Annotated in this window: 22 protein-coding genes; 8 read left to right on the plus strand and 14 right to left on the minus strand. The window is 39.8% G+C overall.

The genetic code is table 11. The features are described from left to right. Positions 1–135 precede the first annotated feature (135 nt). Positions 136–606, minus strand: coding sequence for a ribose 5-phosphate isomerase B (gene rpiB, locus H9X96_RS00340; RefSeq protein ID WP_187664370.1), 471 nt, complete (start codon positions 604–606; stop codon positions 136–138). A 116-nt stretch (positions 607–722) separates the two neighbouring features. Between rpiB and H9X96_RS00345 the strand changes: the two genes are divergently transcribed. Further along, positions 723–1,430 carry a DUF4397 domain-containing protein gene (locus H9X96_RS00345; protein ID WP_187664371.1) on the plus strand — a complete coding sequence of 236 codons (708 nt, stop codon included), beginning with the start codon at positions 723–725 and terminating at the stop codon, positions 1,428–1,430. A gap of 93 nt (positions 1,431–1,523) precedes the next feature. Here H9X96_RS00345 and H9X96_RS00350 read toward each other — a convergent pair whose 3' ends face one another. After that, positions 1,524–2,099, minus strand: coding sequence for a hypothetical protein (locus tag H9X96_RS00350; protein WP_222943805.1), 576 nt, complete (start codon positions 2,097–2,099; stop codon positions 1,524–1,526). A 30-nt stretch (positions 2,100–2,129) separates the two neighbouring features. Then, on the minus strand, positions 2,130–2,753 hold the full coding sequence (locus H9X96_RS00355; RefSeq protein WP_222943806.1) for a hypothetical protein: 624 nt from the start codon (positions 2,751–2,753) through the stop codon (positions 2,130–2,132). Between the two features lie 241 nt (positions 2,754–2,994). On the opposite strand from H9X96_RS00355, the gene H9X96_RS00360 reads away from it, so the two are divergent. The 5 genes from H9X96_RS00360 (at position 2,995) to H9X96_RS00380 (ending at position 6,468) form a co-directional block, all read left to right on the plus strand. Continuing rightward, positions 2,995–3,291 (plus strand): hypothetical protein, encoded by a 297-nt coding sequence (locus H9X96_RS00360; protein WP_187664372.1) that lies wholly within the window; start codon positions 2,995–2,997, stop codon positions 3,289–3,291. A gap of 9 nt (positions 3,292–3,300) precedes the next feature. After that, positions 3,301–3,975 carry a response regulator transcription factor gene (locus H9X96_RS00365; RefSeq protein WP_187664373.1) on the plus strand — a complete coding sequence of 225 codons (675 nt, stop codon included), beginning with the start codon at positions 3,301–3,303 and terminating at the stop codon, positions 3,973–3,975. Continuing rightward, positions 3,976–5,292, plus strand: coding sequence for a cell wall metabolism sensor histidine kinase WalK (locus H9X96_RS00370; protein ID WP_187664374.1), 1,317 nt, complete (start codon positions 3,976–3,978; stop codon positions 5,290–5,292). A 190-nt stretch (positions 5,293–5,482) separates the two neighbouring features. Beyond that, positions 5,483–5,854 (plus strand): BlaI/MecI/CopY family transcriptional regulator, encoded by a 372-nt coding sequence (locus tag H9X96_RS00375; protein WP_187664375.1) that lies wholly within the window; start codon positions 5,483–5,485, stop codon positions 5,852–5,854. After that, complete coding sequence (locus H9X96_RS00380; RefSeq protein WP_187664376.1) at positions 5,848–6,468, plus strand: M56 family metallopeptidase; 621 nt, start codon at positions 5,848–5,850, stop codon at positions 6,466–6,468. The genes H9X96_RS00375 and H9X96_RS00380 overlap by 7 nt, the downstream gene beginning before the upstream one ends. Before the next feature lie 64 nt (positions 6,469–6,532). Here H9X96_RS00380 and H9X96_RS00385 read toward each other — a convergent pair whose 3' ends face one another. Beyond that, complete coding sequence (locus tag H9X96_RS00385) at positions 6,533–6,967, minus strand: PepSY-like domain-containing protein (protein ID WP_187664377.1); 435 nt, start codon at positions 6,965–6,967, stop codon at positions 6,533–6,535. A gap of 174 nt (positions 6,968–7,141) precedes the next feature. After that, positions 7,142–7,666: a signal peptidase II gene (lspA, locus tag H9X96_RS00390; protein WP_187664378.1), complete on the minus strand. Its 525-nt coding sequence runs from the start codon at positions 7,664–7,666 to the stop codon at positions 7,142–7,144. 106 nt (positions 7,667–7,772) lie between these two features. On the opposite strand from lspA, the gene H9X96_RS00395 reads away from it, so the two are divergent. After that, positions 7,773–8,255 (plus strand): redoxin domain-containing protein, encoded by a 483-nt coding sequence (locus H9X96_RS00395; RefSeq protein WP_187664379.1) that lies wholly within the window; start codon positions 7,773–7,775, stop codon positions 8,253–8,255. A gap of 61 nt (positions 8,256–8,316) precedes the next feature. Here H9X96_RS00395 and H9X96_RS00400 read toward each other — a convergent pair whose 3' ends face one another. From H9X96_RS00400 to H9X96_RS00435, 8 genes are all read right to left on the minus strand, one after another. Next, positions 8,317–10,452 carry a prolyl oligopeptidase family protein gene (locus H9X96_RS00400; RefSeq protein WP_370576686.1) on the minus strand — a complete coding sequence of 712 codons (2,136 nt, stop codon included), beginning with the start codon at positions 10,450–10,452 and terminating at the stop codon, positions 8,317–8,319. Between the two features lie 34 nt (positions 10,453–10,486). Then, positions 10,487–10,870 carry a (deoxy)nucleoside triphosphate pyrophosphohydrolase gene (locus H9X96_RS00405; protein WP_187664987.1) on the minus strand — a complete coding sequence of 128 codons (384 nt, stop codon included), beginning with the start codon at positions 10,868–10,870 and terminating at the stop codon, positions 10,487–10,489. 94 nt (positions 10,871–10,964) lie between these two features. Beyond that, positions 10,965–11,351 carry a DUF4440 domain-containing protein gene (locus H9X96_RS00410; protein WP_187664380.1) on the minus strand — a complete coding sequence of 129 codons (387 nt, stop codon included), beginning with the start codon at positions 11,349–11,351 and terminating at the stop codon, positions 10,965–10,967. Positions 11,352–11,400: 49 nt separating this feature from the next. Then, positions 11,401–13,878, minus strand: coding sequence for a TonB-dependent receptor (locus tag H9X96_RS00415; RefSeq protein ID WP_187664381.1), 2,478 nt, complete (start codon positions 13,876–13,878; stop codon positions 11,401–11,403). A gap of 73 nt (positions 13,879–13,951) precedes the next feature. Next, positions 13,952–15,703 carry a M56 family metallopeptidase gene (locus tag H9X96_RS00420; protein ID WP_187664382.1) on the minus strand — a complete coding sequence of 584 codons (1,752 nt, stop codon included), beginning with the start codon at positions 15,701–15,703 and terminating at the stop codon, positions 13,952–13,954. Between the two features lie 62 nt (positions 15,704–15,765). After that, a complete protein-coding gene (locus H9X96_RS00425) occupies positions 15,766–16,164 on the minus strand; it encodes a BlaI/MecI/CopY family transcriptional regulator (protein WP_187664383.1) in 399 nt (132 codons plus the stop codon). 193 nt (positions 16,165–16,357) lie between these two features. Next, positions 16,358–17,149, minus strand: a complete 792-nt coding sequence (locus H9X96_RS00430; protein ID WP_187664384.1) for a DUF3050 domain-containing protein — start codon at positions 17,147–17,149, stop codon at positions 16,358–16,360. A 129-nt stretch (positions 17,150–17,278) separates the two neighbouring features. Then, on the minus strand, positions 17,279–17,944 hold the full coding sequence (locus tag H9X96_RS00435) for a class I SAM-dependent methyltransferase (protein WP_187664385.1): 666 nt from the start codon (positions 17,942–17,944) through the stop codon (positions 17,279–17,281). Between the two features lie 221 nt (positions 17,945–18,165). Between H9X96_RS00435 and H9X96_RS00440 the strand changes: the two genes are divergently transcribed. Further along, positions 18,166–18,603 (plus strand): DUF3995 domain-containing protein, encoded by a 438-nt coding sequence (locus H9X96_RS00440; protein ID WP_187664386.1) that lies wholly within the window; start codon positions 18,166–18,168, stop codon positions 18,601–18,603. A 6-nt stretch (positions 18,604–18,609) separates the two neighbouring features. Here H9X96_RS00440 and H9X96_RS00445 read toward each other — a convergent pair whose 3' ends face one another. Continuing rightward, positions 18,610–20,088 carry a PLP-dependent aminotransferase family protein gene (locus tag H9X96_RS00445; RefSeq protein WP_187664387.1) on the minus strand — a complete coding sequence of 493 codons (1,479 nt, stop codon included), beginning with the start codon at positions 20,086–20,088 and terminating at the stop codon, positions 18,610–18,612. Positions 20,089–20,164: the final 76 nt, after the last annotated feature.

Below are 20,164 nucleotides of genomic sequence, written 5' to 3' on the forward strand. Positions count from 1 at the left end.
GGCTAAAGAACTTCCTTTTTGATATATCTAATTTACGAAGTATAACCCACTAATGCAAAGATAATTAGAAATTATTTTTAACACAAATTCCACAGGTTACTAACAGGTTTTACACATAGTTATCAACATTGATTATTACCCTGGATTTTGCTCTTTACCTCCCCATTGTGCTTCTATCGCCGCAATTTTGTCCAGACGTTTCAAATGTCGTTCTTCTCTGGAAAATTCTGCTTTCAGAAAAGCAAATACAATATCTTTTGCCAATTCCAGACCAATCACCCGCGCGCCAAGGCATAAAATGTTGACATCATCATGCTCTACAGATTGATGTGCGGAATAAGTATCATGGCAAACACCTGCCCGGATACCTTTAAATTTGTTGGCCGCAATACTTACACCCACCGCACTTCCACAAATCAGAATCCCCCTTTTACCTTCTTTATTCAATACCGCTTCTGCCACTAAGGCCGCATAATCAGGGTAATCACTTGGTGTAACAGTATGCGTACCAAGGTCTAGCACCTCATATCCTTCCTCATTTAGTGCTGCAGCTAAAATTGTTTTATAAGCAAAGCCTGCATGGTCTGAACCTAGAATAATTCTCATATTGTTTGGGGTACAAAATTCATTCCCATTTACCCAAATTTTTAATCTATCGAAATTTGTAGCGTTTGATCAGCGCATCTCGTTTTAGCAAATAACAATCTAAAAGTTTATTCAATATGATCCTTTCTACAAGAAAAATTACCGGAAACTTAACTAAGCTGATGACCGGCGCACTATTTACCATAAGCAGCTTATTACTAAGCGCTTGTTCTACAAAAGAGACCCCAGTTCCAGAATCAGCCTCTTTAATGATGGTGAACACCTCACCTACCCCTGCTACTTACAATATTTATGTGAACAACTCACCGGCTAATCAAGGCGCAATTCCATTTGGAGGTGCATTGCCGTATTTGAGAGTTGGCACCGGGGATCAATCTATTAAATTCACCACTGCAAGCAGCACAGAAAGCTTGATCACCAAAAAAGTTTATACTGAAAACAATAAAGCTTACTCTCTTTTTTTAATCGGAAAAGATGATAAACTGGACTATTTAGTGATCAAAGATGAAATCATACAGGCCCCAAAGGAAAAAGCGCTGATCCGTTTCATTAATCTATCTCCAGATGCAGGAGCATTAGACCTAGGCATTAAAGAAGGTGCCATCTTAATCAGCGATAAAGCTTATAAAGTAAACAGTGCTTTTATAGAAGTAGAAGCTAAAACCCAGACGCTGCAAATCAAAGACAAAGCCACTGGAGCAGTGAAATCAGAATTGGTAGATGCCCAAATTAAAGCTGGTGGTATTTATACCATCTTAAGTATAGGAATGATGGCTCCAACAGGATTAGAGCAGAAAGCAATTGCAAAACTGATAACCAACTAATAAAAAATTAAAGCATAAAAAATAGGCCTTCGCAAATGGAAGGCCTATTTTTTATCCTATACTGCTGGAATGAAGCAGTGTCAGTAAGCTTGCTTAACGGCCTCTGCCATTGTCATTCCCGCGTTTTTCACGTTCATTTCCTCTTTTATTCTGGTCATTTCCACGGTGATCACGTTCGTTGCCTCTGCCATTATCTCTAACCTGTGGTCTTTCTACTCTTCCAGGATATTTTTTCGCTTGCCCCGGAGGCATTCCATGTGGATGTCCTTTCACTACGTAATAGCGTTTATCGTTACTATTTCTGATCACTTGCTGGGTACGTACGTCTTTGTACCTCGCATATTGAACGCGGTCACGGTCGAAATTACGGTAAGAATCTCTGGAGTTCAGCACCACTTTATATCCGTTATATAAGTCGTAATTTCGGTATCTGGCAGGCAAAGATCTGGAGAAAATCCATTTTCCTCGCTCCTGATAGATAAATTGCTGCTTTGGTACAGAGTAATAACTCTCCACATCGGGCAGGTAATAGTAATCTACATGGTCGTAACCTACCGGACCCCATAATGGCTGTGAACCAATATTAATATTTAAACTGATCTGTGCAGCTGCAGGCTGAGCTAAAAAACCCATGATGCCTAACATGCTCATTATGATTAACTTTTTCATATACGTATATTTTATCTGATGATCAAATGATTAACCTCTACCTCTTCCGTGTCGGCCATCGCCTCCGCGGTCATTTCCTCTGCCTTTATTTCTTCCTCTTCCATGGTCACCGCGGCCACCACGGTCATGATCTCTCTGCTCATAGCGATATCCATTATCGCGATCGTATCTTTTATTACCTTTCCAATTATCATGCCCTCTGTCGCCGCGATTAAAACCACCGCGGTCGCCTCTACCATAATAAGGATGTCCTTTCACTACATAATATCTCGAATCATGGCTGTGTCTGATCACCTGCTGAGTTCTGATGTTTCTATACCTTCCGTAAACTACACGGTGGTGGTTAAAATCACGATAAGGATCTCTGGAATTGATCACCACTTTGTATCCACTATATAGGTCATATCCTCTATATCTTGAGGGTAATGAGGACGAATAAATCCATCGGCCACGCTCCATATAAATAAACTGACGTCTTGGTACACTGTAATAGGATTCTATATCCGGCAAATAATAACTATCTACATGATCATAACCTACAGGTCCCCATAAAGGTTGGGAACCAATATTCAAACTGACACTGATTTGTGCCGAAGCCTTAAAGGGCGCCCATCCTATTACTCCAAGTAACCCTAATACTATTAACTTTTTCATAACCCTATGTTTAATGTTTCATTTGTGTGTTTGTTGATTCAAATGTCTATAGCGAACATGAAAGGAACATGAAATTTCAGATTTATTTATTTTAATTTTCTTTTTCATCTTAATTTCATGTTCGGCCCTCATCTTCGTATCATTCAATACCAGTGGCGCAGATAATAAAACACACACCATGTTTTAATGAGAGGGCGGAAAGTTTGCCTCGCAAGAGGCAAACTTTCCATATATTTACATCATGAGCACTAATAAATCCTTACGTTCATATACTGCAGCCCTACTTTTTCTAGGACTACCGATTGGTTCTGTTGCCAGCGAGAAAGCCAGTATACCCTTGTTTTTCAAGGAAAACGCCCTCAGTTCAAATGAAAAATTTTATCAGGATAGAAGAGATAAAAGACAAGAACGCGGCAAGGAAAAGAAAAAGCCAGATGTCAAAGAAGTTCCTCAATCCAGAAGACAGGAAAAGCCAGGAGAAGTAAAACCTGATAAAAGAGAACGACCAAGCCGGGACGATAAAAGAAGAAGAGACTAAAAACCCATTATGAAAGTCCTGATTGTAGAAGATGAAAAAACGCTGGCGTATGAGATGGAAGACTTCCTGAAAAAGGCCTTTTATATTTGCGACCTGGCCCATAATATTAAAGATGGCCTGGAAAAGATGGAAAGTAATAGCTATGATTTTATCCTGCTGGACCTCGGACTTCCTGATGGAGATGGCCTTTCTTTATTACCAAAAGCAAAAAAGCACAATCCTGATGCAGCTTACATCATTCTAACTGCCAGAGGTAATCTAGAAGACCGCATTGCCGGATTAGACCTGGGTGCCGATGATTATTTACCAAAACCGTTTTCTCTATTAGAACTTCAATCGAGGATGCAGGCGATTGCCCGCCGCAAATTCAACGTCAAAGAGGAGTTACTGCCCTTGGGCGATTTCCAGGTCGACCTGCAAAAACGACTGATCCTCTTCCAGGAAAACCAGATCGAACTTTCCAGAAAAGAATTTGATTTATTGAGCTATCTTTTCCTGCACAACAACCGTGTGCTGACCAGAATGCAGCTTAGTGAACACATTTGGGGCACTTTTGCAGATGACGACTACGATTCCAACTATATAGATGCACACATTAAGAACATTAGAAAAAAATTGAATGCCTGGGCACCAGCCGATTTCCTGGAAACCGTGCGAGGTGTAGGTTACAGAATCAGAAAATAAATGAAGTTATCATCAAAGCTCATCCTGTTTATCACCAGTTCAAAACTGGCTGTTGTCTTGCTGTTTGTATTTTCATTGCCTTACTTGGTGAACAGGATTGTCTCAGAATACACCAATTACTCTTTGAGAAATCAGCAAAACAAAGTCATCAATGTGGTACAAAAGAACGGGATCGAACATTACCTGCAGGGAGATGATAGTTATGGTAGTTATACCATGCTTAAAGAAGAGTACATTGCATTGGAGCCTGCGGCCAAAAATATACACATTGATACTATAAAAACTGCACAGCGGATCGTAGAGCGCGATACTTTAACCTATAAAATCCTAATCCATACCTTCAAATACGAGCAGAAAAACTACCTGCTGGAGATTGGAAAAACCATTTCCAGTATCAACCAATACAATAAAACACTTCAAAAAACTGCCTTATATGTACTGATGGGCCTCATCGCGCTCACGCTATTAATCGACTTGATCTTTACCAGAATCCTCATCAGGCCATTAGGTCAGATTATTAAGAGTAAACTGATCAATAGGAAATTTCCTTTTAAAGATTATTCTCCTCCAGTCCCCACTTCCACACAAGATTTTAAATACCTGGATGAATCCCTGATTCTTTTGATGGATCAGATCAATGAGGCATTTGAAAAAGAAAGAGAATTTACCGCCAATGCGTCTCATGAGCTCATGACACCAATCGGCATTCTTCAAAACAAGATGGAAAACTTATTGGGAGATGAAAACCTTCCCGAGAGTGTGGTGCTAAGGATTATTGAGATGATGAAAACATTAAGCCGTCTCAAGAAAATCTCCAACTCCCTCCTTTTGATCTCCAGAATTGAAAACCAACAGTTCGTTAAATCTGCCAGTGTCCAGCCTGCTGCGATCATCAATGAAGTATTGGAAGAGATCAATCACCGCCTGCTGGAACAGGAAATTGACCTTAAAGTGGCCTTAACAATAGACCAGACGTTAAGGAATGTGAATCAGGATTTACTCTTTCAGCTGTTCTACAACCTAATCAATAATGCCATTAAATACAATGTTTATCAGGGAAGTATTCTGATCACTGACAGCTATACTCCTGAAAATGCTTATGCCATCACCATTGAGGATACCGGAATCGGCATTGCCGAAGAAGACCTGGATTTCATCTTTGATCGGTTTAGAAAAGCAAACCTTTCCGAAAATGTTGGTTATGGTCTTGGCCTTTCTATCGTTAAAAGTATTGCCCTATACCATAATATTGAAATTCATGTCCGCTCTAAGGTAAAAGAAGGCAGTACCTTTACCCTGATCTTCCCGGCCAGCTAAAAACACATTAAGACGCTCCTGCTCCTGGAAGCAGTCAGTTCCATAAAGCCTTTCTGATGCTGTACTAAATTCATTACCTGAGCAAAACCACGCCTGCACCTGAATTTTATTCACTGAATATCAATATATTAAGCAGAAAAACTATTTAAATAGTTGACAAACTATTTAACAATCGTAAACAGTGCATACAATGAGAGAACTTACAAAAGCAGATGAACAGGTGATGTTGATTTTATGGGAAATAAAGGACGGCTTAACTAAAGACGTGATTGAAAAAATGGATCCGCCTAAACCGGCATACAATACTGTATCTACGGTGATCATGGTATTAGAGGGCAAAGGTTTTATCGACCACAAAGCCGTTGGAAATACACATATCTATTTCCCGGTCATCATAGAAGACCAGTACAAGCACTTTGCCTTCGAGAAAGTGATCAACAATTACTTTGAAAACTCTTATGAAAGTTTGGTATCCTTTTTAGTAAAGGAAAAAAACATGGATATGGAGGCGCTTGACGAATTAATCCAAATGGCAGAAAAACTTAAAAACAAGAAATGGTAACTTATGTCAAGTTGAACCAGAACAACCCGGCTTTTTCCTTTTTCAACCTATTATTTATTCCTTCAGACATTGCAGGAAAAAAAACGATTCTAAAACATGAATTGGTACACATTCGTCAACGACACAGCCTGGATATTATCTTTTTTGAAATCATTCAGATCCTGAGCTGGTTCAATCCAATTACCTATCTCCTGAAAAAAGACATCAAACTTCTGCATGAATATATTGCCGATGAACAAACCACATTAAAAGAAATTGGAAAATATGATTATGCCTTATTTCTGTTTAAACATTCTTTTGGAATGGAAGCCAAGTTCCTGTTCGCATTGCCAATCGCAGCGGTCATGCTAGGTAGCTCTACTTTGGCTTTTACGAAAGATTATAGTCTGGTAGACTTATATCCGAAAAAATCAGTCAGCAGTACTGCCACGGTACTAAAACCACTGCATTTCTGCACAAAGCAGGAGCCTATTAAAAGTAAAACGCAAAAAAAACCTGCATTACCAGCGGCTCCACCAGCGCCACCGCCGCCAGGAGTTCCTCCTCCAATTATCACAAAAGACAAGGAACCAATTAAAAAAGGAGTAACATCCAGCAAACCAGTATATCCTTAAACACCAAACGTCATCAAGAGTAAAATCATGATGACGTTTGGTGTTTGGGTAAATTCCCTGTAAACTATAATATTCTATTGACTACATTTCCTTTAGCGTCAAAAACTACTTTCTTTTCTTCTCCTACTTTTTTCAGTTCCACCTTATAAAGGAATACTTTTCCTTCTTCAAACTGGTCTACATCATCAATTCTATAACCACTATAGTTTTTCTTGATGACATTTGATACCGCTACAGGCAGCTCTTTCGCTCTGATTTCTTTTTTATGCTTAACAAGTGTACCCTTATTAGTGAACCAGACTTCATGGTCACGTCTGCCGATATCAAAATCTGCATTGTACAAATCGCCTTTCAATTCCCATTCTACTTTAGTGGCATTAGGGAATGCTTTCTTAAAGGAATTTCGCACTTCTAAAGGAACATCTTTTGCAGGAATATCTTGTGCATAGCTGAAGCCTGAAAACAACAGGCCCAGGGCTAGTAATAGTTTATTTTTCATGGTAAATGATTTATGTTTCATCAACCTACCACAAAGAAAGCGCCTAAATTCATCAGTAGATCAAATTAAGCAAGAGCACCCTGCTTTTTAGTACCTAAACAAGTATTAAAACGTAATTATTTTAATTTTAGCCGATAATAACGAAAATAATAACGTCTATAAAAGCATGCGATGCTAAGCCTGAGGATCAAGTTTAGACCCGATTTTTCTTTTATGAAATGAATCGAAAATGATCAATGACATCCCAGCCATAATAGATAGGTCAGCTGCATTAAAAATACCGGTCTGGAATACAATAAAATCTATATGAAGAAAATCGGTAACAGCGCCATAAATGATCCTGTCGTACAAATTACCTATCCCACCACCAATCACACAGCAAATACCGAATACCAATACCGGGCTCAGGTCTTTCCTGGTCATGACAAAATAAAGACCAGCCATTAATACGGCAACTGGCAGCAGCAGTAAGAAAACAAATTTTATTCCGGAATGCAGGGCATCCCCCATGCTTAAGAAAGCACCAGAGTTCTCCACTTTAGTCAGGGTCACGTAATTACTGAAAACCTTTATATTTTCATAGTAATCTACCCGTTCTCTTACGATAGACTTGCTCATCTGATCGCAACCGACATTCAATAGTATAATGACTAAGATCAGCACCTTTCCCGCCAGACCACTAAATTTTCTTTTTTCCATTTTGGCACCTCAATTGATAAATATAGGAATTGTATTTTTGAATTCAAATGACACATTCCTCAGATGAGAACGCGATATTGCCAATATTAATCTATAAAAAGACGTTATGAAATCATTTTTCTTTTCCCTGCTATTCGTTTCATTTTCAATTGGCGCATTTGCCCAAGGCCTGGCACCAGGATCAAAGCTCCCTAAAGCTGTTTTTTATAAAGAAAATGGCACAACTTTTTCTACTGATCAGATTCCAGGAGGAAAAAAATCACTGATCATGTTTTTTGATGCGACCTGTGAACATTGTCAGAAGGTAGCCGGAAACCTGAGTAAAAACACCAAGGAATTGTCAAATGTCAACTTTTATATGATTTCACAGGATGTCTTCCGTTCCATTAATTATTTCGTCGATACTTTTGCCAAACCTTTAAAAACGATGAAAAACGTAACGACCTTACAAGACAAGGATTATGTTTTCATCCCATTATTTCATCCAAAACAATACCCTTCTTTATACCTGTACGGACCAGATAAAAAACTGATCTTATTTTCCAGCAATGAAAAGGATCTACCCAAATTCCTTAGCCTGATGAAATAAAGAGTTCAAAAAAAATGCCCGATCAATAGCTAATGATCGGACATTTTTTTATCTACCGGGTTTATTTTTTATAATTAATCCCCATGTTGTAAAATAAGAAAGACCATCTATCGGCTATTTCTTCAATCGCTTTATCGGTTGGTTTCCCTGCACCATGACCTGCATTAGTCTGTATGCTGATTAAAACAGGTGCATCACCCGCCTGATCCTTTTGCAAGGTAGCTGCAAATTTAAAAGAGTGTGCAGGAACCACACGATCGTCATGATCCGCAGTGGTAACGAGCGTTGCTGGATATTTAACACCTGGTTTTAAAGCATGAACCGGCGAGTATTTATACAAATATTCAAACATTTCTTTCGAGTCCTCTGCCGTACCATAGTCGTAATTCCAGCCTGCTCCTGCTGTAAATTTATGGTAACGCAGCATATCCATTACGCCTACAGCAGGGAAAGCTACTTTGAACAAATCAGGGCGCTGTGCCAGTGTAGTACCAACGAGCAAACCACCATTTGAACCACCCATACTGGCCAGGTAATCTTTTGAAGTATATTTATTGGCAATCAGGTATTCTCCTGCAGCAATAAAATCATCAAACACATTTTGCTTCTGCATTTTTGTACCTGCGAGGTGCCATTTCTCTCCATATTCACCACCTCCGCGCAGGTTCGCTACGGCATAAATACCACCCTGCTCCATCAAAACAATATTAGCTGTACTAAATGCCGGCGTTAAACTAATGTTAAAGCCACCATATCCGTATAAAACAGTAGGATTTTTACCATCCAGCACGATTCCTTTTTTATAAGTCAGGATCATTGGCACTTTTGTCCCATCTTTTGAGGGATAAAACACTTGCTTAGACTCATAATTTGAAGGATCAAAATCCACTCCTGATTTCTTGTAAACTTCCGATTTACCAGTCTCTACTGAGTATTTAAAGATGGTTGCAGGATAGACATAAGAAGTGAAGGTATAATATAATTCTTTATCTTCTTTTTTGCTGCCAAAACCACCAGCTGTACCAAGTCCAGGAAGCTTGATTTCATGTTCCAGCTTGCCATTCATATCATATTGCAGCACCATCGATACTGCATCTTTGATGTAATCGGCGAAAAGCTTTCCGCCGCCGGTGGAAGCATTCAATACGTTTTCTGTTTCTTTAATCAGCTCTTTCCAGTTTTCAACGCCAGGCTGCGCAGCATCTACGGTCACCACACGGCCATTAGGTGCATTCAGATTGGTATAGATGAATAACTTGCTGCCAATGTTATCAATGATACTGTGGTTTTTATCAAAATTAGTAACCACAGGAACAATCTTTCCGTCTTTTGTTTTCAGGTCTTTGATGTACAACTCATTACCAGAGGTAGAGTTTGCGGCAGAAATGATCAGATAATGCTGATCTTCCGTTAAACCAGCGCCAATATAACGTCTGGGAGTTTTATCGCCGCCAAAGATGAGCTGATCGTCTTTTTGGGCAGTCCCCAATTTGTGGTAAAACAGCTTATGGTACTGCGTCAATCCAGACAACTGACTGCCTTCTGCAGGTTTATCATAACTGCTATAGTAAAATCCTGTATTTCCTTGCCAGGCAATTCCAGAAAACTTCACATCCGTCAAAGTTTCACCAACTACAGATTTATCATTTGCTTTCAATACGATCACCCTGGTCCAGTCCGAACCACCGTCCGACACCTGGTAGGCCACCATACTCCCATCTTTTGAAAAGCTGATCCCGGCCATTGAGCTGGTTGCATCCTTTGAAAAAGTATTCGGATCAAGAAAAACTTCTGGTGCTCCACCTTCTTTCTGACGATATAGCACACTCTGGTTTTGTAAGCCTGTATTCTTATAATAATAAGTGTAGCCCCCTTCTTTAAATGGCTGAGAATACTTTTCATAATTCATCAGCTTTTTCAGGCGTTCTCTAATGTCATTTCGATAAGGGATCTTCGCCAGATAAGCTTTAGTCACCGCATTCTGAGCTTCCACCCATAGCTTGGTCTCTTCCGAGCGGTCGTCTTCCAGCCAACGGTAAGGATCAGCTACAGTAGTCCCAAAATAGGTGCCTTTTACGTTTTCTTGTTTTGTTTCAGGGTAAATCATAGTTTTTTGTTGGGGATTACTCAGCTGGGCTTCCGCAACGAATGGAAGCATAACGGCGAGAAAGATGAACCCTTTGCCTGAGTTTTTCATAATTTTTATTTGTTCTTTAATGGTGATGCTGCTTTTAAATGGCCAGATACTGCTGAACAACGGGTACATCAGCTTCGGCCCAATCGCAATTTAGTAAATCTGAGGGCGCCATCCAAGCATAGGCCGCATGCTCTCTTAAACGTATGGTTCCAGCAACAATTCGACAAACAAAAGGAAGCAGGAGAATAGAAAAATCTGTATAATGATGCGCTGAAGCAGGCTGCCGGGAAATAATCTCGACGGTTAAGTCCAGCTCCTCTTCTATTTCCCTGACCAGGCAATCTTCCGCAGTTTCACCAGGCTCTATTTTACCACCTGGGAACTCCATTTTCATGGGCATAGACATCATAGCACTTCGCTGAGTGACCAAAACCTGTCCCTCTTCATTTACAATAATTGCACAGCAAACTTCAATCATCACCGAAGATAATTTATTTATAAAAAAAATCCCGCTGATCCTCCATTTTAAAAGAAGATCAGCGGGATTTTAATTTAAATAGTGATTTATAGGTTTAGTCCAAAGAAACAAAAAGTTCGGACTGTGTCAACCATACCCCATTAATTTTGCGCCACATGGCGGAATAATTACCTCTAAAGGGTTCTGTTTTATAGCTCCAGGCTCCGGTTTCCCAGGCTAAAATCCCACTGTCACCGATCACAATGGACGAAGGAATGCGTTCAAATAATGGCGGTTTGCTCGCAAACATTTCTTTCCAGGCTTTCAGCAATTTTGTTTTACCTAAATATTGTCCGCCTTCGCCGGAGATTACCACGATATCATCCATCCAATATTTAGCAACTTCTGCAACATCCTGGTTAGAGATGGCCATATTTGAATCCATCCTGGATAAGCGGATGGCTTCTTCTTCTTGTCTTTTAAAAAATGATACTGAACTCATAAAAAATTAGCTTCGTCTTGTTTGTTGAACCGCTAAGATGGTAAAAATATTAATTTTTCACTCTATTCTGTTCCGCTTCTGCTCCGGTATTTTTATGTTTTTTTAAGTCGGAAAAGGTCTTTCCAAAACGATAGCTATAACTAAGCACCACATTTCTGGAATCTGAACGATTACGCCAGCCCGCTTCTACAGCAGCCAGATTATTAATTTTTCCGTTGACAATCTTCGTATAAAAGAGGTCATTACCATTGATTTTAATCGTTGAACTCGGAGACAGTTTTTTTTGCAGGCCTGCATTAAACATATACATTTCCCCTATCACAAACTGTACATCGGTGATTTTAGAACTGTAAGATCCACTGCATTCTGCCGTCCAGCTTTCTCCTATTTTAAATTGAAAACTACTCTTTGTGAAAAAGAAAGTACCCTTTGTGTGCAGGGCACCACTGTAAAAATCATTACTTTTTGCATTAATATTGGTCAATTCACCATAAAACTGCCAGGAAAGCCACGGGAACAAATCCAAACCTGAATTTACGCTCAGGCTTTTCACGATCTTCCTGCCAATATTTCCAGGCCTGCTGTAATAAATCCCATCCCGAATCTCTATAGTTTCATTCACTTCATCTTTCGAATCACTATAACTCAAAGCGGTAGTCACTTTATTTTTGAAGGTATGAGAAAGCTCAATACTATTGGTAAAAGAGGGATTAAGAAAAGGATTACCTTCATAATAAGTGAACTTATCCAGTGGAGAAATAAACGGATTCAGATCTTGAAAATAAGGACGATCTATTCTTCTTCCATAATTTAAACCAATCTGGTTATTTCCTAAAGTATCCAGTTTATAAGACAAGTAGGCTGTAGGAAAAAGACTGGTATAGTTTCTATTGAAAGCAGAATCTGGTTTCAAGGGATTGCCCAGTTGATGGCCATCAGAATTGGTATTTTCTGCCCTTAATCCGAATTGTATCGACCATTTCCCACTTTCTCTGCTCAGGTTCATGTAACCGGAGTTGATGTTCTCCTTATAAATAAAATGGTTGCTCTTTTGATAATCTGGGCGGGTGATATCGCCAATAGTGTAACTGTAATCCCCCACATTATCCGTTTTGGTATAACTTGATTTTAAGCCCGCATCTATTTTCCAATTGTTTTTAAGTTGCTTTGTATAATCTGCTTTCAGGGAATATATTTTAATGTTAGCGGGTAACGCTCCATGAAGGATATCTTGAGATTTCAAACTTTGATCAGGCAGGTAAGAAGAATTAAAGATCTGCTGACGGTTATTCGTATTGTACACCAGGTAATCGGCATCCAAGGCAATTTGCTGGCCATTTTTATCAAAATCATGACGATAATTCAGGTTAAAACCCAGATTCTTAAAGTTTTCTTTTTCTTTGCTGAGTGCTTTAACCACCGAATCTAATGCCCTTCCGGCATTTAAAAGCTGACTTACATTATCTGTCGTTTGGTTTCCAGATCTGTTCATGCCAGTAACCACCAGCCCCCAGGTTGTTTTCTCAGATTGGTAATAGTCCATCCCAATTTTTCCATTTAAAGTATTGGCCTTTCTACGGATATAACTGTTTTGTTCGAAGAAAGACTTAGTACTGCCATCCTCATTTCTATACCTTCGGAATAAATCCAGATCAGTGAAGTTATTTTGATAATTCTGACTCAGATTAGCAAAAAAATTAAACTTATCCTTTCGATAGTTCATATTAAAACTATGGTTACTTCTAGGCAATTCCCCTTGCGTATACCCCAAATTTAATCCTCCATTCCAGCCTCCTTGGTTACTTTTACGGGTTTTAATGTTGATCACTCCACCTTTTCCCGCAGCATCATACTTTGCAGGAGGATTCGTCATCAGCTCAATCTGATCCAATGAAGACGATGGCAGGGACTTCAGGTAATTTTCCAGGTCTGCGCCCGATAAATAACTGGGTTTCCCATCGATAAATATCGCCACCCCTTGTTTTCCTTTTAAACTAATCACACCATTCTGATCTACCATTACCCCTGGTGATTTCTCCAGTACATCCAAAGCGGTAGTACCTGCGTTGGCAATTAAAGCATCTACATTCACTACGGTTCGATCAATTTTACGCTCAATAAAGGTTTTTTTTCCAACAATGGCAACCTCTTTCAGGTCTTTGGTAGCCCCCAAAAGGATAAATGCCGGAAGTATAACATTTGAATTGTTCTCCTGCAAAATCACCACTGTGCTCTGGAGGTTTTGATAACCCGTTGCTGAGATTCTCAATTGATAACTCCCTTTTGGCATTTGTTCAAAAGAAAACTTACCATCCTGTTCTGTAAATGTGCTTTTCATCAGGCTGCTGTCTTGTACGTTAAACAAGGCCACTGTTGCCAGATCAAAAGGCACATTCTTATCGTTTAGTATTTTCCCAGAAATTCGGCCAGTGCCTGTTAGTTTGGCTGCAGCTGGAGCTTGAGAAAACGCTAAAATTTGGGCTGTACTCAGCCATGCGGTCAGAATAACCGCGATCAATATTTTCATTTATTTAAAAATTAAATTGTAGAAAAGCTGTTTTACAGCCCGCTATAACAGATTAATTGAATATTCACTCCCGCTACTTTGATTCATATTCCTGTTTATAGGAAATGATCCAATCCGCACTTTTCAGGTATTTCTTTTCATAACGTTTTCGAACTTCTTCGGGAAGTTTTTCATTATTTAAAAGAAAATTATCCTGACTGATTTCAAAGGAAAGCTTGTCATTCGGCCTTACCAAACGATCTTTAACCAGGTCCTTTAAAATATAGTCGGGTGTTTTATCATCATATCGAGTGGAAGTCGAATTATCGGACACAAACTTTCTAGTAATGGTTGATTTTGCAGCTTCAGATTTTGCCTTTTTGCTGGCCACACTGCGTTTTTCATCTTGAATCCTGATTTTTTCATGTTCAAGCCAGATTTTTTCATGTTCAGCTTTGATCTGATCAGCTGCTATTTCTTCTTTATTGGCATCAAGTCTGTATTGATTCGCTGTTAATTCAGCCTCATTTGCGTCATACCTTGCCTTATTTGCAGCATCCCTTTTCTGATCAGCCGGAGACCAGCGTTGCTCCGCATCAGAGAGGAACTCTTCAGTTTGGGCTATCGCATTTTCCGTTTCTAAAGCCCCTTTTTCGGCACCTTTCACTAGATGTTCAACGTTCAGCACCCCATTTTCAACAGCAGATATCACCTTTTGATAGGCTGGTACTTCTTTTTCAGCTTCCTGAAGCGTCTTGCTTTTAGACGCTTCCTGCATAGACTTATGAACCGGCTTTTTCAGTACCGAAGAAAATGCCATGCTAAAGATAACGACCGCCAATACTGAAACTCCCAGTATGCTTTTCTCCGTTTTATTTAAAGTAGGATGGTCATTGGAAACCATTCTCTTTACCCGTTTTACCAATTGATTCGAGTCCCCTGAAATCGCCATTGCATAGACGGGTTTATTCATTTGAAACTCTTCACAGCAAACCAATGCACTGATATAGCCTGCTTTATTATTATTTGTATTCAAAACGGCCAGATCATCACAGCAGCTTTCTCTTTCTTCTCTGATCAATCCACTCAGCCAGGAAACTGCTGGGTTAAAGAAAAACAGCAATTCCATAAAGCTTTGAAGGATATTCACCAGGTAATCTCTTCTTTTTACATGGGCCAGCTCATGACATAAGATCGCATCAACCTCTGCTGTTGAAAGGTTGTTTAGTAAGCCGACAGGGATTAAAATCAAGGGTTTAAAATACCCCACCACCATTGGAACATTCACCAATGCCGACTGTACAATGCCCACCATTTTGTAAATACCAAATTGTATGGCCAGTTGCTGTACCCGATTCTCCCAATACGGTGCTGCTGAAATGATTTTAGTATGGCGTATTCTTTTGATACTATATAATCCTGCAAACAACTGCACACTTTTAGCAGCGATCACTGAAAGCCAAAGCAATACAATTGTGGTGGCATAGGAATTAAAGAAAGATAGCCCCTGCTGCAGCCATACCCAAGGTTGCTGTACCGCAGCAATGGAATCATTACCTATGCTATTTTGCGCAGGTAAAGTATCCGAGGACCATGGAAAAGCATTTACAAGTCGACCCGCAGTGGCAGCTACTCCAGTATCAACCCTCGCGTCTGCAGCTTGCCATTCATAGATAAAGCTGCCAAAAACACTTACTGAAAACAAGATCAAACAAGAAATCAACAGGTTATACCGTACCCTGGCACTGGATTTATGTGTAAAAACCAGCACTGCTGCAGTGAGGAGAGCAAGGATCATGCCCTGCCAAAGGGAATGTAATAGGGTTTTAAATATGATGCTTTCCATGCCTGTGGTTCTTTAGGTGGGCGTATGTATTTTAATCTTAGATAGAATATTTCGCTGGTATTTTATTTTTCTTCCAATTGAGTCAGTAAGGTTTTGATTGCTTCCAGATCTGCTTTTGAAGTTTTCTTATTTCCCATCAATTGCATCATCAGTCTACCAGCTGAGCCGTTGTACATCGTATCAATAAACCGGTCTAGGAGAAAATCCTTGGTGGTCTGTTCTTTTTCCGCAACATGGTACACGTGTTTCATCTGACTTTCATCACGGGTTAAGATTCCTTTTTCCGCCATAATCTGCATCAGTTTCAAGGTAGAAGTATAATTGACCTCCCGAAATTCATTTAATTTATCATTGACCAAACGAACAGTACTGGGGCCTTGCTCCCATAGTACCTGCAGGATCTCTAATTCTGCTTTTGTTGGCTCTATTGGTTTGATGTTTTTTTGGTGATTCCTTTCCATAAATTAAAGGTAGGAAAGATTTCGTACGAAACAAGGATTAGGATGATTATTTATTTTTCAGCTCACTTTGCTAAACGCTCAGTTAGGATAGAACGCATTTTATGATGGATTTCAATGGAAAAAATAGGGCAAAAAAAAACGGAAGACTATAGTCCTCCGTTAATATTATTTGAATGAAGCTTTTATTTATAAATTAAGCTTTGCGGCTCATGATGGCCTGATAAGCACCGTCCCAAAGTCTGATTCTTTTTCTCAAAGACTCCATACTCATTTCTTCTGCAGCCAGCCAATGGGCTTCATGATCACCACAAAGCTCAGCCGTCATTTCCAGGGAAAGATGACTATGGTGATCTCCATCCACTTCTATATGTCTATCTAAGTAATATTTAAATAGGGAAATCTGATCTGGAAACTTCTGATTAAGGTCGTTAACCATCGTTAAAAACATATTTGGAATCAAGTCTTCCCTGCCAAAGGTGAAAGTACTTGCCTGAATATGCGCTTGTTGTTCACGAATCACCTGAAAGGTAAAGTCAACAAAATCCCTGGCTTCAACTGGAGTTCCTGCTGCCTGATAAGCTGCATTCATCGTTTCTCCAGATTTTAAAGCATCCAGAAATAAAGCGATAGGCTTGGTATCCGCACCGCATTGCTGCATGGCATCCAGATACATTTCAAAATGGCTCTTTTTAATACCTTCAGCGTCAACATCGGATTCTTCACCCGCTACAATTTCATTGATTAAAGCACGGGTATTTCCAGAACCTACCGGAAACCATGGAATACTGGTACAGGTCAGGTTAATTTGTAAGGCTTTTAAAAGGGACATAAAATCCCAAACTGCATAAATATGGTACTCCATAAAGATCCTTAAATCTTCCAGGTCGTTGATAACACCATATACTTTATGCTGAATGATCTCCTGTCTTAGGGGCTCAATATGCTCCTGAATTCTTTCCAGGGTAGTGTTTGTTGTGTTTTCCATGGTCGTAAAAAATGCAAATGTATACATTCATTACGATGGAATATCAGTGGCCGACAGGAACTTATTTTAATATGACAATAGTACGGATTTCCATTGAGAATTACCCCTGTGGGTGCTAAAAGTCAGAATTTACTTCCCAGCGGTGATCACAATGATGTCTCTTTTCACCTCCATACCTATATTATTTGTAACCTGTTCTTTCTCTTCCCATACTTTGATCACTTCAAAACCTACCTCTTCCAGCAAATCTCTCACCATCTGCGTATCATACAATTGAAAATCCCATTTCGTAAACGGTAACTGTTCCATGAAATTTTTATCGGCAAAACCTATACAAAAATAACCTCCTGGTTTCAGCGCTTTATAGATTTCCGTAGCATAGGCTTTAGGGTTTTTCCAAAAGTACAGCGTATTCACCGTAAATATTTTATGAAAATTATGGGGAGGAAAATCAATATGCACACCATCTGATAATAAAAAAGTAGCTGCACCGCTTTTAAGCAATTTCTGATTGATCCGGCTTGCCTCCTCAATCATGGTTTCAGAAATATCGATTCCTGTATACTGAAGCCCCTTAGCCTGTGCCATCAGCATTGGTAGGTGACTCGCATTGCCAGGACCTATTTCCAATACCTGCTGCTGATCAGCCAGTTTCATGGCATCAATAGTCCGCTTGATCATATTTTCATTTGAAACAGCCATACGTTCTCCGGTTTTCTTTCCAGCTTCACCATTTGGTGAACTCAACTGACTGCCAACTGCCTTCAAATCGTCTTCATTCCATGTGTTTTCCATAATTGAGCTATTTTAAAATCGAATATATCAAAAGAAATTCCTTTAATACCAGATTCGGTTTACAAGATATAAAATAGCCAGCAGGAAATAAAGCAGCCCTCAGGATTTCTATGAAAATGAATATTTCTAGACCATCGAAAAAAAACTGAAAATATATTTCTTCCTTCTATAGGATGAAAACCGAAAGTATTGCGATATTGCGACCCTTTTTAACTATAACTATGATGATGTTTTTCCTGGTTGCAATCAATGCAATGATTTTTCTTTTCCTGGCATTTTTACATATTTATTGGGCGTTTGGCGGTACCTGGGCATTGGAAAATGCACTTCCAGTGTGCAGCAGCGGCGAAAGAGCCTTACAACCGAGCAAAGCAGGAACCTTAATCGTGGGACTTGGACTTATCATTTTCGCCTTCATTACCGTAGCCAATACCGGAGCGATCGGTCGTTTTATTCCAATGAACTATATCCATATTGCTACGTATTTTATTGCTGGAATCTTTTCATTACGCGCCATTGGTGATTTCAAATATATTGGAATGATGAAAAGTGTGAAAGGAACTGGTTTTGCAAAAGAAGACACTAGAACTTATATTCCTTTGTGTTTATTGATTTCACTTTTTAGTTTATCCATTCCACTGATGTCTTGTGGTAAATAAGCTTGGTTATTTAATTAATAAAGCGGCCATCAATCTAATGCCGCGTTCCATTTCTTCGGCTCCCAAAGAGGCATAACCCAGTCGCAGCGCGTTCAAGGGCTGCTCGTCAAAGGAAAACCTTTCTGTAGAAATCACCTGTACCCCATTTTTCAACAACTGTTCTGCCAATTGAATGGTATTTACAGGTTGTTTAAAAACCAGCCAAAAGGCGAGTCCACCTTCAGGAAGTTCATAATCTGCCAGCCCCTTCATGTATAGGTCCAGGTATTTGGCCATCATTGTTCTTCGTTCCCTATAAATTCCCAATGCCCGTTTGGCATGCTTATTTACCAGACCCTCTTCCATCAATTCGGCGACTGCATTTTCCATTACCGGATCTCCCTGACGATCAATCGTCATCCTTAATGCCGCCAAAGAATCGATAAACGCTTCCGGTCCGGCCACATAACCTATCCTTACTGCAGGCGCGATCAGCTTACTTAAAGAACTGATATAAATAACATTATGCGCAACGGAATAGCTTGCTAAGGGCTGTAAACTCCTTGATCCAAAATGATAATCATGGTCATAATCATCTTCCACAATCGCAAAACCATAATGGTTAGAGAGGTTGAGCAGCTGCAAACGGCGATCGGCCTTCATACTTCTCGTGGTAGGAAATTGATGATGCGGCGTCACATACACTGCTTTTATCGGCTGTAACTTACAGATCTCCTCCAATTGCCGTACGTTAATGCCTTGCTCATCCAGTCCAACAGGAATCACGGTGGCACCTGCATGCTGAAATACATCAAATGCAGGTCTATATCCAGGATTTTCTATGGCTACAAAATCTCCGGCTTTCAACAACACCTGGGCGGTTAGATAAAGTGCCATTTGGCTTCCTCTGGTGATACAAATCTGGCTCTGATTAAAACTCAAGGCCCGATCCATACTCAGCATTGAAGATATCGCGCTGCGAAGTCGCTCCTCCCCTCTTTCGTTTGCATAGCCTAGCATACGCCAACGTGCTTTCTGCTGAAAAATCCTTTTATAAGCCCTGGCGAGCTCATCCAATGGTGCCAATTTAACATCGGGTAAACCGTCATTAAAAACGATTAAAGGTACCTCACTGAGAACCTCTGCTGGGCTTCCCCTATGATATGCAGTAAAAGAGAAATTTTTCAAAGCAGAAATACTGTCCTCATTTCTTTGTTTACGCCCGACTTTTTGCTTAGGGAGTTTTCCTGAAACAAAGGTTCCTTTTTTGTAAACAGTTTCCAACCAGCCTTCCGCAATCAATTGCTCATAGGCTAAGACGACGGTTTTTCTATTGACGCTAATGTCCTCCGCCAGAATTCTGCTTCCAGGCAATGACATCCCGGCTTTTAACCTTCCATTTAGGATTTCGGCAATCACACCATCAGCAATCTGCTGAAAAACAGCTTTCTCTGTTCCCAACTCTATATTCAATATCGTTTTCCAAGGTCTTAGCATCTGGCCCATTCGTTTCAATAAAAACTGGATGATTTTAGTCCGCCAAAAATAGACAAATTTTGCAGTATCAAAAAGGAATTAACCT

The sequence above is a fragment of the Pedobacter sp. N36a genome (assembly GCF_014472395.1).
Taxonomy (GTDB): domain Bacteria; phylum Bacteroidota; class Bacteroidia; order Sphingobacteriales; family Sphingobacteriaceae; genus Pedobacter.

Bases quoted from the DNA above. Each gene is read 5' to 3' on its own strand.
- H9X96_RS00400 (WP_370576686.1), bottom strand. From the start codon at position 10,452: ATGAAAAACTCAGGCAAAGGGTTCATCTTTCTCGCCGTTATGCTTCCA.
- H9X96_RS00440 (WP_187664386.1), top strand. From the start codon at position 18,166: ATGATGATGTTTTTCCTGGTTGCAATCAATGCAATGATTTTTCTTTTC.
- H9X96_RS00355 (WP_222943806.1), bottom strand. From the start codon at position 2,753: ATGAAAAAGTTAATAGTATTAGGGTTACTTGGAGTAATAGGATGGGCG.
- H9X96_RS00375 (WP_187664375.1), top strand. From the start codon at position 5,483: ATGAGAGAACTTACAAAAGCAGATGAACAGGTGATGTTGATTTTATGG.
- rpiB (WP_187664370.1), bottom strand. From the start codon at position 606: ATGAGAATTATTCTAGGTTCAGACCATGCAGGCTTTGCTTATAAAACA.
- H9X96_RS00420 (WP_187664382.1), bottom strand. From the start codon at position 15,703: ATGGAAAGCATCATATTTAAAACCCTATTACATTCCCTTTGGCAGGGC.
- H9X96_RS00435 (WP_187664385.1), bottom strand. From the start codon at position 17,944: ATGGAAAACACATGGAATGAAGACGATTTGAAGGCAGTTGGCAGTCAG.
- H9X96_RS00345 (WP_187664371.1), top strand. From the start codon at position 723: ATGATCCTTTCTACAAGAAAAATTACCGGAAACTTAACTAAGCTGATG.
- H9X96_RS00360 (WP_187664372.1), top strand. From the start codon at position 2,995: ATGAGCACTAATAAATCCTTACGTTCATATACTGCAGCCCTACTTTTT.
- H9X96_RS00350 (WP_222943805.1), bottom strand. From the start codon at position 2,099: ATGAAAAAGTTAATCATAATGAGCATGTTAGGCATCATGGGTTTTTTA.
- H9X96_RS00425 (WP_187664383.1), bottom strand. From the start codon at position 16,164: ATGGAAAGGAATCACCAAAAAAACATCAAACCAATAGAGCCAACAAAA.
- H9X96_RS00395 (WP_187664379.1), top strand. From the start codon at position 7,773: ATGAAATCATTTTTCTTTTCCCTGCTATTCGTTTCATTTTCAATTGGC.
- H9X96_RS00430 (WP_187664384.1), bottom strand. From the start codon at position 17,149: ATGGAAAACACAACAAACACTACCCTGGAAAGAATTCAGGAGCATATT.
- H9X96_RS00415 (WP_187664381.1), bottom strand. From the start codon at position 13,878: ATGAAAATATTGATCGCGGTTATTCTGACCGCATGGCTGAGTACAGCC.
- H9X96_RS00370 (WP_187664374.1), top strand. From the start codon at position 3,976: ATGAAGTTATCATCAAAGCTCATCCTGTTTATCACCAGTTCAAAACTG.
- H9X96_RS00445 (WP_187664387.1), bottom strand. From the start codon at position 20,088: ATGGGCCAGATGCTAAGACCTTGGAAAACGATATTGAATATAGAGTTG.
- H9X96_RS00405 (WP_187664987.1), bottom strand. From the start codon at position 10,870: ATGATTGAAGTTTGCTGTGCAATTATTGTAAATGAAGAGGGACAGGTT.
- H9X96_RS00410 (WP_187664380.1), bottom strand. From the start codon at position 11,351: ATGAGTTCAGTATCATTTTTTAAAAGACAAGAAGAAGAAGCCATCCGC.
- H9X96_RS00380 (WP_187664376.1), top strand. From the start codon at position 5,848: ATGGTAACTTATGTCAAGTTGAACCAGAACAACCCGGCTTTTTCCTTT.
- lspA (WP_187664378.1), bottom strand. From the start codon at position 7,666: ATGGAAAAAAGAAAATTTAGTGGTCTGGCGGGAAAGGTGCTGATCTTA.
- H9X96_RS00365 (WP_187664373.1), top strand. From the start codon at position 3,301: ATGAAAGTCCTGATTGTAGAAGATGAAAAAACGCTGGCGTATGAGATG.
- H9X96_RS00385 (WP_187664377.1), bottom strand. From the start codon at position 6,967: ATGAAAAATAAACTATTACTAGCCCTGGGCCTGTTGTTTTCAGGCTTC.